The sequence below is a fragment of the Kitasatospora sp. NPDC002965 genome (genome assembly GCF_040611255.1).
Classification (GTDB): domain Bacteria; phylum Actinomycetota; class Actinomycetes; order Streptomycetales; family Streptomycetaceae; genus Kitasatospora.
Map to the genome: position 1 here is coordinate 1 of NZ_JBEXNT010000185.1, position 14,096 is coordinate 14,096.

The following is a 14,096-nucleotide window of genomic DNA, read 5'->3' on the forward strand; positions in this document are numbered from 1 at the left end:
GGGGTGGTGCGGTGTGCACTGCGGGTGCGGTGGAGCTGTGGCGCCGGTCTCAGATGTGCGGGGAGATCGCCCGGCGGATGTCGCTGCCGACCCCGGCCCGGCCTCCGTGCCCGCCCCGGGACCCTCAGGTCCGCCGCCCGTGCGGCTGGCCCCCGCCCCGGCCCCGGTGCCGGCCGGCGCCACCGGGCACTTCCTGCTGCCCTCCGGCTCGCCCGTCCAGCTCCCGGCGCACCCGCCGCAGCCGCACGCGCCCTCCGGCCCGATCGCGGTCCTGCTGATCGGCCCTGCCGGGGCGGGCAAGACCACCGTCGCGCGGCACTGGGCCGAGCGGCGCCCCAGCCCGACCGCGCACATCAGCCTCGACGACGTCCGCGAGTGGGTGCAGTCCGGCTTCGCCAACCCGCAGTCCGGCTGGAACAACGCCTCCGAGGCGCAGTACCGGCTGGCCCGCCGGACGTGCGGCTTCGCCTGCCGCAACTACCTCGCCAACGGCATCTCCTGCATCATCGACGACGCGGTCTTCCCCGACCGCCCGGCGATCGGCCTCGGCGGCTGGAAGCGGCACATCGGGCCCGGCATGATCCCGGTGGTGCTGCTGCCCAGCCTGGACTCGGTGCTCAGCCGCAACGCCCGGCGGGGCGGCAACCGGCGGCTCGGGGACGAGGAGGTGGCCCGGATCCACGGCCGGATGGCCGGCTGGTACAACTCCGGGCTGCCGATCATCGACAACTCCCACCTGGACGTCGCGGCGACCGCCGCCGAGCTGGACCGGGTGATCCTGGCCCGGCTGCTGGGCATCCCGGTGCGCTGAGCGGCCCGTCCGGCCGGTCCCGGTCCTCCGCTCCGTGCGGCCTTCCGACCGTGCGGCCCTCCGTCGTCGCGGCCGGCCTGTCGGTGCCGACTGCGATGATGGACGGGTCCTGATCGAACCACCGGGGGGAGCCGCGCCCGTGCCGGAAGGCCACATCATCCACCGTCTCGCCGCCGAGAACCACCGGGCCTTCGGCGGCCGTCCGGTCCGCGCCAGCAGTCCGCAGGGCCGGTTCACCGACAGCGCCGCGCTGATCGACGGCCGGGAGCTGGTCGCGGCGGAGGCCACCGGGAAGCACCTGTTCCTCGGCTTCGCGGACGACGCGTGGGTGCACGTCCACCTCGGGCTGTACGGCGGCTTCACCTTCGGCGACGGGCCCGCTCCGGTGCCGGTCGGCCTGGTCCGGCTGCGTCTGGAGAACGACGACCACTTCGCCGACCTCCGCGGTCCCAACACCTGCGCGCTGATCACCGGTGCGGAGAAGGCGGCCGTCGCCGCCCGGCTCGGCCCCGACCCCCTGCGGGGCGATGCCGATCCGGAGCTCGCCTGGCGGCGGATATCCGGCAGCCGGACGACGGTCGCGGCGCTGCTGATGGACCAGAAGGTGCTGGCGGGGGTCGGCAACGTCTACCGCGCCGAGGTGCTGTTCCGGCACGGCATCGACCCGCACCGGGCCGGCCGCGACCTTCGCCGCGCCGAGTGGGACGCGATCTGGACGGACCTGGTCGCGCTGATGCACGAGGGTGTCGGCGCGGGCCGGATCGACACCGTCCGGCCGGAGCACACCCCGGAGGCGATGGGCCGCCCGCCGCGCGTGGACGACCACGGCGGCGAGGTCTACGTGTACCGGCGGGCCGCGATGCCGTGTCTGGTCTGCGGCACCGACGTCCGGACCGAGGAGCACGCGGCGCGGAACCTCTTCTGGTGCCCGTCCTGCCAGCGGGCGTAGCCGTTCCGGGCAGGTGACGGGGGCTCCGGGGCGGAGCCGCCCGGCAGCCGACCGGGTGCCGCCCGGCCGTCGCCCGGGGTGCCGACCCGGGGTTGCCCCCCTGCCCGGCCGGTCGGTCAGCCGGCCGCGGCGGCGCTCCCGGGCTCCACCCCGTCGGCCGGGTGGTCGGGGAACTCGACGTGCTCGTCACCGGCGCACTCGTCGAGCAGGGGGCGCATGGCCTCGTCCACAAGCCGGTAGCGCACCACACGTCCGTCCTTCTCCCCGGCCACCACGGCGGCGGTGCGCAGCAGGCGCAGTGCCTGCGAGACGGCCGGGTCGCGCATGCCGGTGGCGACCGCCAGGTCGCTGACGGCCAGGGGACCGGCCCGGTGCAGGGCGAGCAGCAGGGAGAGCCGCCCGGGGTCGGCGAGCAGGGAGAACCGCTCGGCCCAGGCGCGGACGTGGCCGGTGTCGCCGATCGCCGCGATCGCCTCGCAGACCCGGTGTCCGTCGATGGTGCGATGGCCCGCGCGGTCGGCCGGTACGAGATGCATGCCCGCATTCTTGCAGCCGGCGACCTGTGATCCTTGACACCTGCGCAGGTGCGCAGCCTTGCACGGGTGTTCGGGGACCTCTACGTTGATCCCCGCCGTGGTGCTCGGGAAGACCGGTGGAGGACCCCAGAGGTCCCAGTCCGGAGCGGCCCTCGCCACTGTGATCGGGGGAGTCGTCCGTGCCCACGACGCCACTGGGTGCCTCGCGCACCTGGGAAGGCGGGTACGGAAGCCCGTAAGCCAGGAGACCGGCCACGGCATCTCACGAAGTATTTCCACGAGGTGCTGGAGCGTGATCCCACGATGACCCTGCCCGAGACCGCCGCCGATCCCGCAGTGTCCACCGCCCTGCCGACCTTCCGCTGGAGACGGGCGGACACCCTCCGCACGGCCGGCCTGATGGGCGTGATCCTGGCCATGCACGTGGTGGCCTTCGGCACCCTGATCTTCCTGGTCGCGCCGGAGAAGTACGAGGTCGGAACCCAGGTCTTCGGGGTGGGCCTGGGCATCACCGCCTACACCCTCGGTATGCGGCACGCCTTCGACGCCGACCACATCGCGGTGATCGACAACACCACCCGCAAGCTCATGGCGGACGGCAAGCGGCCGGTCTCGGTGGGCTTCTGGTTCGCCCTCGGGCACTCCTCGATGGTCGTGCTGATGGCGGCCCTGGTCGCGGGCGGCGCCCAGCTCGCCGGCACGCTGATGGACGACGAGTCCACCACCCACCAGTGGCTGGGCGTGGTCGGCACCTCGGCCTCCGGCGTCTTCCTCTACCTGATCGGCGCGCTCAACCTGGCCGCGCTGTTCGGCATCCTCAAGGTGTTCCGCTCGATGCGCGCCGGGCGGTACGACGAGGCCGAGCTGGAGGAGCACCTGAACGCGCGGGGCCTCCTGGCCCGGGTGCTCAACCGGGCGACCCGTTCGATCACCCGGCCGGGGCAGATGTTCCCGGTCGGCATGGTGCTGGGCCTGGGCTTCGACACCGCGACCGAGGTGTCGCTGATGGTGATGGCCGGCTCCGGCGCCGCCTCCGGCCTGCCCTGGTACGCGATCATCTGCCTGCCGCTGCTGTTCGCGGCCGGGATGAGCCTGTTCGACACGCTGGACGGCACGTTCATGAACTTCGCCTACCAGTGGGCGTTCTCCAACCCGGTGCGGAAGGTGTACTACAACCTGACCATCACCGGGCTGTCGATCGCGGTGGCGTTCATCATCGGGACGATCGAGCTGGTCGGGGTGCTGCACGAGAAGCTCGACCTCACCGACCCGGTGAGCGGCTGGGTCGCGGAGATCTCGCTGGACAACGTCGGCTACGCGATCGTCGCGCTGTTCGTGGTGGTCTGGGCCGCGGCCATCGCGTACTGGCGGCTGGCGGGTGTCGAGCGGAAGTGGAGCCCGCAGGCGGTCCGGCCGGTGCCGGCCGCCGGACCGGTCGTCGAACCGGCCGGCGACGGCTCGTAGCCACGCGGGACCGGGCGGCGCCCGCCGGACGTCCCCACGGGTCCGGCGGGCGCCGTCCGCGTGCCCGGGTGGGGGCGTTCGGCGGGCGGATCGGGGTGCGGGTTCGTACGCTCGACCCATGTCTGATGCGTACGCGGGCCGGCGGGAGCGGTTGCGGGAGCACTGCAGTGCGACCGGGGCCGACGCGGCGCTGATCACCAGGGCGGCGAACGTGCGGTACCTGACCGGGTGCCCGCCGTGCGGCGCGACGCTGCTGCTCACCCGGGATCAGGTGCTGCTGACACTGCCGGACGACCTGCCGCCGGACGACACGGGGGAGCACCTGATCGCCCCGGACGTCACCCAGGTGCCGGTCGCGGCGGGCGCCGACACCGCGCTGGCCGCCGCCGCCTCCGTGGCGGGGCTGCGGGTGGGAAAGCTGGCGGTCGAGGAGCACGACCTGACCGTCACCCGGCACCGGGCGGTGGCGGGACTGGCCGAGGGGGCGCGGCTCGACGACCTGGGCCAGGCGGTGGAGCGGCTGCGGGTGGTGAAGGACGAGCACGAGATCGCCGACCTGCGGATCGCGGCCGAGATCGCCGACCAGGCGCTCGGCGAGCTGCTGGAGTCGATCCTGGTCGGCCGGACCGAGCGGCACCTGGCGATGGAGCTCGAACGCCGGATGATCGACCACGGCGCGGACCGGGCGGCCTTCCCGGTCTCGGTCGGCACCGGCAGCCACTCGGGCCAGCAGGCGCACCAGCCCACTGACCGGAGGGTGGAGGAGGGCGACTTCCTGACCGTGGTGCTCGGCGCGCGGTACCGCGGGTACGGGGTGTCGACGGCCCGGACCTTCGTGATCGGAGCGGCCCCCGCGCCCTGGCAGGTGGAGCTGCACCGGCTGGTGTTCCGCGCCCAGCGGGCCGGCCGGGAGGCGCTCGGACCGGGCGTCGAGCAGTGTGTGCCCGACCGGGCCGTGCGGGAGATCCTCAAGGCGGCGGGGCACACCGAGACCTCTCCGCGCCCGGTCGGTCACGGCATCGGTCTGGAGATCCGGGAGGCGCCGCGCCTCGGTCCCTCGGACATGGGTAAACTGGACAGCCGCGTGCCGGTCACCGTCGGTCCAGGAGTCCACCTCCCGGGCCGGGGAGGCGTCCGGATCGAGGACACGCTCGTGGTGCGCCCCCTTGAGGAGGGCGGGCCCGAGCTGCTCACCATCACCACCAAGGAGCTCCTCGCCCTGTGACCCAGGACGCAACCCCTTGGTTCCTTGACAGCTATATCCAGGAGTAAGTGCGCCCGTGGCTTCCACGAACGATCTCAAGAACGGCATGGTCCTCAAGCTGGAGGGCGGCAAGCTCTGGTCCGTCGTCGAGTTCCAGCACGTCAAGCCCGGCAAGGGCCCGGCCTTCGTGCGCACCAAGCTCAAGGAGGTCCTGACGGGCAAGGTCGTCGACAAGACCTTCAACGCCGGTACCAAGGTCGAGACCGCCAACGTCGACAAGCGTGGCATGCAGTTCTCGTACAAGGACGGCGAGAACTTCGTGTTCATGGACACGGACACCTACGACCAGATCCCGGTCGAGCCGGCCGTCGTCGGCGACGCCTCCAAGTACCTGCTGGAGGGCTTCGAGGCCCTGGTCGCCATGTACGAGGGCGCCCCCCTGTACATCGAGCTGCCGGCCTCGGTCGAGCTGCTCATCTCGCACACCGAGCCGGGCGTGCAGGGCGACCGCTCCACCGGTGGCTCCAAGCCGGCCACGCTGGAGACCGGCGCCGAGATCGCCGTTCCGCTCTTCATCGTCACCGGCGAGAAGATCAAGGTCGACACCCGCGACGGCAGCTACCTCGGCCGGGTGAAGTAAGTCCGTGTCGTCCGCACGCACCAAGGCCCGCACGCGAGCCTTCCAGATCCTGTTCGAGGCCGACCACCGTGGGGTCGACCCGCTGACGGTCCTCGCCGACTGGGTGGCCCGGGCCCGGGAGCCCAAGCCGGACGAGGGCACCCCGCAGGTGGGCGAGTACACGATGGAGCTGGTCGAGGGCTACGTCCAGTACGCCCGCCGCATCGACGAGCTGATCTCGCAGTACTCGGTCGGCTGGACGCTCGACCGGATGCCGATCGTGGACCGCAACGTCCTGCGGCTCGGCGCGTATGAGCTGATCTGGGAGGACGGCGTCCCTGACGCGGTCGTCCTGGACGAGGCGGTCGAGATCGCCAAGGAGTTCTCCACGGACGACTCCCCGGCCTTCGTCAACGGCCTGCTCGCCCGCTTCATGGAGCTGAAGCCCGGCATCCGCCGGTAGCGGCTCCCCACGTCACCGACGGCCGTCGGACCGGGAACGGTCCGACGGCCGTCGTGCGTTCTCCCGTGGTGGCGTATGTTGGTGCCCTACTCGCCAGTAACCCGGTGCGCCGGCGGCCCACGCCCGTCGGCGACCCCGCAGCGAAGGGCAGGCCACCCCCCATGACCACGGCGATCCGCAGCGAGTTCGACCAGGGCATCGCGCTGACCCCGCATCCGGACGAGTCCGGCCGGTACGACGGTGAACTCGGCGCCGGCTGGCAGATCGGCGGCGGCGTCAACGGCGGACTGCTTCTCGCGGTGGCCGGCCACGCGCTCGCGCTGGAGCACGGCTCCCGCCCGGAGAGCGCCGACCACGCCGACCCGGTCTCGATCAGCGGTTACTACCTCTCCGCCTCCACGCCCGGCCCGGCCACCGTCCGGACCGAGGTGATCCGCACCGGCCGCTCGCTCTCCACCGGCACCGCCTCGCTCAGCCAGGACGGCGTCGAGCGGCTGCGGGTGATCGCCACCCACGGCGACCTCGCCGCGATCGAGGGCGAGGTGCGCACCAGCGCCCGGCCGCCCCAGCTGCCGCCGCCGGACCAGTGCGTCGGCGTCGAGCACGCGCCCAAGGAACTCATCGCGCAGGCCGCCCTGTTGGAGCGGTTCGACATGCGGCTCGACCCGTCCACCATCGGCTGGGCGCTCGGTCAGCCGTCGGGGGAGGGGCGGATCCAGGGATGGTTCCGGCTCGCCGACGGGCGCGAGCCCGACCCGCTGCTCCTCCTGCTGGTCGCCGACGCGCTGCCGCCGGTCACCTTCGACCTCGGCATGCCGGGCTGGGCGCCGACCGTCGAACTGACCGTGCACCTGCGGGCCAAGCCCGTTCCGGGGTGGCTGCGGGTCGTGCACGCCACCCGGAACCTGGCCGGCGGGTACTTCGAGGAGGACGCCGAGGTCTGGGACGAGGCCGGCCGACTGGTCGCGCAGTCCCGCCAGTTGGCCCGGGTGCCGCGCCAGGCGTGAGGCTGCACGGGACGGGCGCGCGGTCGTGTCGGAGCGCCCGGCGTGCGGAGTGGGCAGGCAGGCGCGAGGCCGGTCGAGTGCGCCGGTTCTCCTGAGCCCGGAGTGATCGGGCCAGTACGAGGCGTGACCGAGCGACGGCGCGTGAGCCGGATGCGCGGGGCGTGACGGCCCGTCCGCACAACCGTGCGTGACTCCAAACACCCGATTCACCCTCGGTTACAGTCCTGTGACACGCCGTACGTGTGCGCCACGCGGGGTTGGGGAGGACAACGGTCGGCGGCGACCCCCGCCGCCGACCCGACCGCCGCCCGCCCGCCCGAGGAGTCCCGATGAGCCGCAACGGCCGCGCCCGCCGCACCCCCGACTGCACCGCCGCCGGTCCCCGGCCGCGGGCGCGCTCCCGGTACGAGCGGGCCGAGCGGGCGGACCGGGCGGAGCGGACCGAGGGGCACGAGCGGATCGAGGGACGCGACCGGCACCGGGCCGACAACGGAGGCCAGGCCTTCGTCATCGGCGTACTGGCCAGCGCGGCCGACTTCGAGCGGGCCCGCGCCTGGCAGCTCTCCGACGCCCCGGACCACGAGCAGTACCTGCACGAGACCGCCGAACTGCTCGCCGAGGCCCGGCGCCGCTTCGACACCGTCCGGGCCCGGATGTTCCACCCGCAGGACTTCGCCGACTTCTGTCTGCTGCACGGGCTCGACCCGGCCGAGCCGGCCGCCCGCGACCGGTACCTCGTCAACCCGCCGCTGCAGACCCAGCTCCTGGCCTACCAGGGTGAGGAGCTGGTCGGCGACTACGTCCCCCGGCTGGTCCGGGCCCGGGAGAACGGGCTGACGCTGCGCCATGCCGACCTCCTGCTCGACGGCGGGCTGTACGGGGAGCGCGACGAGGTGGTGCGGGCGGCCTACGAGCGCGGCGCCGAGGTGTTCCGCCGGATGCTGCTCGGCGCCGGCAGCGGGGTCTACGAACTGCGCCTCGCGGTGGACGCGCCCGGCGGGCGGCTCACCGCGGCGGCCCGGGTCCTCCAGTGGGAGGACGGTGTGGTGCGGATCAACGACGAGGACCTGGAGCTGCTCTGCGCGGTGCTCTGCACGGGGCTGGCCCGCGAGCTGCCGGCCCTGGCCGTGCTGCACGGCGCGCAGGGCTCTGCGGCGTCCTGCGGGGAGTACCGGCCGACGGCCTGGGCCTGGGCGAGCGAGGGCCGGGTGTGGGCGCCGGCGGGCGGCCCGGTCCGGCTGGACGGGGTGGCCGCGGAGCCGGGCTACCGGCTGGAGACGGTCTGCTGAGTGGTCTGCCGAGCGGTCCGCCGAGAGGTCCGCCGGGGGAGCGGCGGGCCGGCGGGGCGGGAAGCCGGGGCGGCCGGTGCGGGGTCGCCGAGGACGCGCCGCGGCGCGGCTCCCGGAAGGGGAGCCGCGCCGTGACGTTTCTGCTGGGTACTGACCCGGCCGCTGCTTCGGGTACTTCCGGTCTCCCGCGGCGGCGGGAGACGGTGCGGCGAGCCTCAGCCCGCCTCCTCCTCGCGCACCGCGCGGCGCGCGTCGGGGTTGAGCACACCCCAGGAGATCAGCTGCTCGGTGAGGATCGACGGCGACTGGTCGTAGATCACGGCGAGGGTGCGCAGATCGTCCTGGCGGATCGACAGCACCTTGCCGTTGTAGTCGCCGCGCTGGCTCTGGATGGTCGCCGCGTAACGCTGCAGCGGACCGGCCTTTTCGGACGGGACCTGGGTCAGTCTCTCCAGGTCGAGGACCAGGCGCGGCGGCGGCTCCGCCGCACCGCCGGGCGTCCCGCCGGGCAGCAGCTCCTGCACCGGGACCCCGTAGAACTCCGCCAGTTCGGCCAGCCGCTGCACGGTGACCGCACGGTCGCCGCGCTCGTACGAGCCGACGACGACTGCCTTCCAGCGCCCCTGGGACTTCTCCTCGACACCGTGCAGGGAGAGCCCCTGCTGAGTGCGGATGGCTCGGAGCTTGCCTCCGAGCTGCTTCGCGTAGTCGCTGGACATTGATCTCCCCGGACGAGATTGCTTCGCGTTCAGTGGTGGGTCACGGGCGATTGCCGGCGTCGCTACCGGTAGGTTCGACGCCCATCTCGTAACTCACTGTGAGGTTACGTAGAGTGAGGTAGTTGCGTCAAGCCGAATGGGGCAGTCGTGCGAATGGCCCGCATCAGCCGTGCGTCCGGCGCGTGAACCCGGAGAAGCGGAATGATGGCCGTCGGTTAGCCGGCGGCCGCGCTGATACGATGAACCGAGGCCACGCCACGTCGGCGGGGCCCTTCCAGACATCCTTTAAGACCCGTCCCGTGAGGCGGGGAAGGAGGTCCGCTTCGGCATGACCGCACACCACGAGACCGCTCCGCGACCGCCGCACCAGGTGCTGGACGGCACGGACATCGCCCGGGTCGTCACCCGGATAGCGCACGAGATCGTCGAACGCGCCAAGGGCGCCGAGGACGTCGTGCTGCTCGGCATCCACACCAGGGGCGTCCACCTCGCCAAGCGCCTGCACACCCGGCTGGCCCAGATCACCGGACGCGACATCCCGCTCGGCACCCTGGACATCACCATGTACCGGGACGACCTGCGGCTGAAGCCCGCCCGCGCCCTGGAGCACACCGAGATCCCGCCCGGCGGCATCGACGGCAGACTCGTCATCCTCGTCGACGACGTGCTCTTCTCCGGCCGCACCATCCGGGCCGCGCTCGACGCGCTCAACGACATCGGCCGGCCGCGCGCCGTCCAGCTCGCCGTCCTGGTCGACCGCGGCCACCGCGAGCTGCCGATCCGCGCCGACTACGTGGGCAAGAACCTGCCCACCTCGCTGCGCGAGGCCGTCCAGGTGCGGCTCGCCGACCGCGACGGCGTGGACGCCGTCCTGGTCGGGGACCGCGACTTCGCGGCCCGCTCCTCGCAGGCCCTGGCCGCCCAGCCGTCCGCACCGCACCTCCCGGAGTAGCCCGCGTGAAGCGCCACCTCGTCTCCGCCGCCGATCTCACCCGCGACGACGCGCTGCTCATTCTGGACACCGCCGAGGAGCTGGCCCAGCTCTCCGGTCGGGCCGTCAAGAAGCTGCCCACGCTCCGCGGCCGGACGGTCGTCAACCTCTTCTTCGAGGACTCGACCCGGACCAAGACCTCCTTCGAGGCCGCCGAGAAGCGGCTCTCCGCCGACGTCATCAACTTCTCCGCCAAGGGCTCGTCCGTCTCCAAGGGCGAGAGCCTCAAGGACACCGCGCTCACCCTGCAGGCCATGGGCGCCGACGCGGTCGTCATCCGGCACCACGCCTCCGGCGCGCCGGCCCGCCTCGCCCAGTCCGACTGGCTGCACGGCAGCGTGATCAACGCCGGTGACGGCACCCACGAGCACCCCACCCAGGCGCTGCTCGACGCGTTCACCATGCGCCGCCACCTCAACCCGGGCCACGGCCACGACCTCGCGGGCCGCCGGGTGACCATCGTCGGCGACATCCTGCACAGCCGGGTCGCCCGCTCCAACGTGCACCTGCTGACCACGCTCGGCGCCCACGTCACCTTCGTCGCCCCGCCGACGCTGCTGCCGATCGGCATCGAGAACTGGCCCTGCGAGGTCAGCTACGACCTGGAGAGCGTGCTCCCCAAGTCGGACGCCGTGATGATGCTCCGGGTGCAGCGCGAGCGGATGAACGCCGCCTTCTTCCCGACCGAGCGCGAGTACAGCCGCCGCTACGGCCTCAACGGAGCCCGGATGGCCCAGCTGCCCGGGCACGCCATCGTCATGCACCCCGGCCCGATGGTCCGCGGCATGGAGATCACCGCCGAGGTCGCCGACTCGCCGCGCTGCACCGTCGTCGAGCAGGTCGCCAACGGCGTCTCCATCCGGATGGCCGTGCTCTACCTGCTGCTCGGCGGAGCCACCCTCAACGACGCCCCCCGCACCGACTCCGTGGAGACTGCTCAGTGACCACCTACCTGATCCGCAACGCCCAGATCCTCGGCGGTGCCCCGCAGGACCTCCACCTCGCCGACGGCATCGTCCAGGCGATCGGCACCGGCCTCGACGCCGAGGTCGACATCGAGATCGACGCCGGCGGGCTGATCGCCCTGCCCGGCCTGGTCGATCTGCACACCCACCTGCGGGAGCCCGGCCGCGAGGACGCCGAGACCGTCCTCACCGGCACCCAGGCCGCCGCCAAGGGCGGCTTCACCGCCGTCCACGCCATGGCCAACACCTTCCCGGTGGCCGACACCGCCGGCGTGGTCGAGCAGGTCTGGCGGCTCGGCCAGGAGTCCGGCTACTGCGACGTGCAGCCGGTCGGCGCCGTCACCGTCGGCCTGGAGGGCAAGAAGCTCGCCGAGCTCGGCGCGATGCACGACTCCGCGGCCGGTGTCCGGGTCTTCTCCGACGACGGCAAGTGCGTCGACGACGCCGTGATCATGCGCCGCGCCCTGGAGTACGTGAAGGCCTTCGACGGCGTCGTCGCCCAGCACGCCCAGGAGCCGCGCCTGACCGAGGGCGCCCAGATGAACGAGGGCCAGGTCTCCGGCGAGCTCGGCCTGGGCGGCTGGCCCGCCGTCGCCGAGGAGGCGATCATCGCCCGCGACGTGCTGCTCGCCGCGCACGTCGGCTCCCGGCTGCACGTCTGCCACGTCTCCACCGCCGGATCGGTCGAGATCGTCCGCTGGGCGAAGGCCAAGGGCTGGGACGTCACCGCCGAGGTGACCCCGCACCACCTGCTGCTCACCGACGAGCTGGTCCGCTCCTACGACCCGGTGTACAAGGTCAACCCGCCGCTGCGCACCGCCGAGGACGTCCAGGCGCTGCGCAAGGCGCTCGCCGACGGCACCATCGACGCCGTCGCCACCGACCACGCGCCGCACCCGTCCGAGGACAAGGACTGCGAGTGGGCCGTGGCCGCGATGGGCATGGTCGGCCTGGAGACCGCGCTGTCGGTCGTCCAGCAGACCATGGTCGAGACCGGCCTGCTGAACTGGGAGGGCGTCGCCGACCGGATGTCGCACCGCCCGGCCCGGATCGGCCGCCTGGCCGGGCACGGCCGGCCGATCTCGGTGGGTGAGCCCGCCAACCTGGTGCTCTTCGATCCCGCGTACCGTGGTGCCGTGAATCCCGACAGCTTCGCCACCCGCTCCCGGAACACGCCCTACCGGGGCCTCGACCTGCCCGGACGGGTGCACGCCACCTTCCTGCGCGGCACCGCGACCGTGCTGGCCGGCGAGCTGGTCGAGCAGGGCGGGCTCGCGTGACCTCCGCCCTGCTGGCCCAGGAACAGGCCAGGGTCACCAACTGGCCCGGCTACATCGGCTGGGCGATCGGTCTGCTCCTGGTGATCAGCCTCGTCTACTGGCTGATGCGCCAGGGCTGGAACTGGCGCCGCACGCTGCAGTCCGGCATCCCGCCGCTGCCCGCCGTGCCGGAGCGCGCCGGCCGGACCATCCTGGAGACCAGCGGCCGGTACCACGGCAGCACCACCGCCGGGAACTGGCTCGACCGGGTCGTCGCGCACGGCCTGGGCACCCGCAGCCGCGCCGACCTGACCCTCGGCGCGAACGGCCTGCTGGTGCAGCGCCCCGGCGACGTCGACTTCTGGATCCCCGCCGACCACCTGACCGGTGCCCGTACGGACTCCGGGATAGCCGGCAAGGTCGTCCCGTCCGGACTCCTCGTCGTCTCCTGGACGCACGAGGGCACCGAGCTGGACTCCGGGTTCCGGTTCGACCACCCCGACGAGCACGCCGCCTGGGTCGAGGCGATCGCTCGATTTGCCACACGTACGACCACGAAGACGGAAGAGGCCGCGCAATGACCGCACCTGCCCCCACCACGCAGCGCCAACGGCGGGAGCGTATTCCCGCCGTGCTCGTCCTGGAGGACGGCCGGACCTTCCGCGGCGAGGCCTACGGTGCGACCGGCGAGACCTTCGGCGAGGCGGTCTTCAACACCGGCATGTCCGGCTACCAGGAGACCCTCACCGACCCGTCGTACCACCGCCAGGTGGTCGTGATGACCGCCCCGCAGATCGGCAACACCGGCTGGAACGACGAGGACGACGAGTCCAAGCAGATCTGGGTCGCCGGGTACGTCGTCCGCGACCCCGCCCGCGTCGCGTCCAACTGGCGCTCGCTCCGCCCGCTCGACGAGGAGCTCGTCCGACAGGGCGTCGTCGGCATCAGCGGCATCGACACCCGGGCGCTCACCCGCCACCTGCGCGAGCGCGGCGCCATGCGCTGCGGGATCTTCTCCGGCGAGGCGCTGGCCGACCAGGCCGAGCTGCTCGGCCGGGTGCAGTCCTCGGCCGAGATGAAGGGCGCCGACCTGTGCGCCGAGGTCGCCACGACCGAGTCGTACGTGGTCCCGGCGATCGGTGAGAAGCGCTTCACCGTCGCCGCGCTGGACCTCGGCATCAAGGCGATGACCCCGCAGCGGATGGCCGAGCGCGGCATCGAGGTGCACGTGCTGCCGGCGAACTCGACCGTCGAGGACGTCTACGCCGTCAACCCCGACGGCGTCTTCTTCTCCAACGGCCCGGGCGACCCGGCCACCGCCGACCACCAGGTCGCCGTGGCGCAGGCGGTGCTGGAGCGCAGGACCCCGTTCTTCGGGATCTGCTTCGGCAACCAGATCCTCGGCCGCGCGCTGGGCTTCGGCACGTACAAGCTCAAGTACGGCCACCGCGGCATCAACCAGCCGGTGCAGGACCGCACCACCGGCAAGGTCGAGGTCACGGCGCACAACCACGGCTTCGCCGTGAACGCACCGCTGGACAAGGTGAGCGACACCCCCTTCGGGCGCGTCGAGGTCTCCCACGTCTGCCTCAACGACGACGTGGTCGAGGGCCTCCAGGCCCTGGACGTCCCCGCCTTCAGCGTGCAGTACCACCCTGAAGCGGCAGCGGGTCCGCACGACGCCGCCTACCTGTTCGACCGCTTCGTGAAGCTCATGGAGGGCCAGCGTGCCTAAGCGCAGTGACATCAAGTCCGTTCTGGTGATCGGTTCCGGCCCGATCGTGATCGGTCAGGCGGCGGAGTTCGACTACTCGGGTACG

General features: G+C 72.7%; 15 protein-coding genes and 1 riboswitch. Of the genes, 13 read left to right on the top strand and 2 right to left on the bottom strand.

Going from position 1 to position 14,096, the window contains the following annotated elements:
- The first annotated feature begins 106 nt into the window (after positions 1 to 106).
- The gene (locus ABZY91_RS38625; protein WP_355408503.1) at positions 107 to 811 is read left to right on the top strand and encodes an AAA family ATPase; all 705 of its coding nucleotides are present in this window, start codon (positions 107 to 109) and stop codon (positions 809 to 811) included.
- Between the two features lie 139 nt (positions 812 to 950).
- Positions 951 to 1,760: a DNA-formamidopyrimidine glycosylase family protein gene (locus tag ABZY91_RS38630; RefSeq protein WP_355408505.1), complete on the top strand. Its 810-nt coding sequence runs from the start codon at positions 951 to 953 to the stop codon at positions 1,758 to 1,760.
- 116 nt (positions 1,761 to 1,876) lie between these two features.
- On the opposite strand, the gene ABZY91_RS38635 is transcribed toward ABZY91_RS38630, so the two are convergent.
- Positions 1,877 to 2,296 carry a metalloregulator ArsR/SmtB family transcription factor gene (locus tag ABZY91_RS38635; RefSeq protein ID WP_355408507.1) on the bottom strand — a complete coding sequence of 140 codons (420 nt, stop codon included), beginning with the start codon at positions 2,294 to 2,296 and terminating at the stop codon, positions 1,877 to 1,879.
- 81 nt (positions 2,297 to 2,377) lie between these two features.
- Positions 2,378 to 2,568, top strand: a riboswitch (cobalamin riboswitch).
- 31 nt (positions 2,569 to 2,599) lie between these two features.
- Between ABZY91_RS38635 and ABZY91_RS38640 the strand changes: the two genes are divergently transcribed.
- The 6 genes from ABZY91_RS38640 (at position 2,600) to ABZY91_RS38665 (ending at position 8,342) form a co-directional block, all read left to right on the top strand.
- Complete coding sequence (locus ABZY91_RS38640) at positions 2,600 to 3,760, top strand: HoxN/HupN/NixA family nickel/cobalt transporter (protein WP_355408519.1); 1,161 nt, start codon at positions 2,600 to 2,602, stop codon at positions 3,758 to 3,760.
- Between the two features lie 118 nt (positions 3,761 to 3,878).
- Positions 3,879 to 4,985, top strand: a complete 1,107-nt coding sequence (locus tag ABZY91_RS38645; protein ID WP_355408509.1) for an aminopeptidase P family protein — start codon at positions 3,879 to 3,881, stop codon at positions 4,983 to 4,985.
- A 55-nt stretch (positions 4,986 to 5,040) separates the two neighbouring features.
- Positions 5,041 to 5,604: an elongation factor P gene (gene efp, locus ABZY91_RS38650; RefSeq protein WP_329882225.1), complete on the top strand. Its 564-nt coding sequence runs from the start codon at positions 5,041 to 5,043 to the stop codon at positions 5,602 to 5,604.
- Positions 5,605 to 5,608: 4 nt separating this feature from the next.
- Complete coding sequence (gene nusB, locus ABZY91_RS38655) at positions 5,609 to 6,046, top strand: transcription antitermination factor NusB (protein ID WP_329882223.1); 438 nt, start codon at positions 5,609 to 5,611, stop codon at positions 6,044 to 6,046.
- A gap of 161 nt (positions 6,047 to 6,207) precedes the next feature.
- Positions 6,208 to 7,053, top strand: a complete 846-nt coding sequence (locus tag ABZY91_RS38660) for a thioesterase family protein (protein ID WP_355408512.1) — start codon at positions 6,208 to 6,210, stop codon at positions 7,051 to 7,053.
- 329 nt (positions 7,054 to 7,382) lie between these two features.
- On the top strand, positions 7,383 to 8,342 hold the full coding sequence (locus ABZY91_RS38665) for a hypothetical protein (protein WP_355408514.1): 960 nt from the start codon (positions 7,383 to 7,385) through the stop codon (positions 8,340 to 8,342).
- A gap of 215 nt (positions 8,343 to 8,557) precedes the next feature.
- On the opposite strand, the gene ABZY91_RS38670 is transcribed toward ABZY91_RS38665, so the two are convergent.
- A complete protein-coding gene (locus ABZY91_RS38670; protein WP_045692870.1) occupies positions 8,558 to 9,061 on the bottom strand; it encodes a transcriptional regulator in 504 nt (167 codons plus the stop codon).
- 328 nt (positions 9,062 to 9,389) lie between these two features.
- On the opposite strand from ABZY91_RS38670, the gene pyrR reads away from it, so the two are divergent.
- The 5 genes from pyrR to carA are packed head-to-tail and all read left to right on the top strand — an operon-like array spanning position 9,390 to position 14,011.
- Positions 9,390 to 10,013 carry a bifunctional pyr operon transcriptional regulator/uracil phosphoribosyltransferase PyrR gene (pyrR, locus tag ABZY91_RS38675; RefSeq protein WP_329949855.1) on the top strand — a complete coding sequence of 208 codons (624 nt, stop codon included), beginning with the start codon at positions 9,390 to 9,392 and terminating at the stop codon, positions 10,011 to 10,013.
- Positions 10,014 to 10,018: 5 nt separating this feature from the next.
- Entirely contained in the window at positions 10,019 to 10,996 is a 978-nt protein-coding gene (locus ABZY91_RS38680; RefSeq protein WP_329882218.1) for an aspartate carbamoyltransferase catalytic subunit, read from the top strand.
- Positions 10,993 to 12,297, top strand: a complete 1,305-nt coding sequence (locus ABZY91_RS38685; protein ID WP_355408517.1) for a dihydroorotase — start codon at positions 10,993 to 10,995, stop codon at positions 12,295 to 12,297. The genes ABZY91_RS38680 and ABZY91_RS38685 overlap by 4 nt, the downstream gene beginning before the upstream one ends.
- Positions 12,294 to 12,857: a hypothetical protein gene (locus tag ABZY91_RS38690; RefSeq protein ID WP_329882216.1), complete on the top strand. Its 564-nt coding sequence runs from the start codon at positions 12,294 to 12,296 to the stop codon at positions 12,855 to 12,857. Before ABZY91_RS38685 ends, ABZY91_RS38690 begins: the two co-directional genes overlap by 4 nt.
- On the top strand, positions 12,854 to 14,011 hold the full coding sequence (carA, locus tag ABZY91_RS38695; RefSeq protein ID WP_329882215.1) for a glutamine-hydrolyzing carbamoyl-phosphate synthase small subunit: 1,158 nt from the start codon (positions 12,854 to 12,856) through the stop codon (positions 14,009 to 14,011). Before ABZY91_RS38690 ends, carA begins: the two co-directional genes overlap by 4 nt.
- Positions 14,012 to 14,096 lie beyond the last annotated feature (85 nt).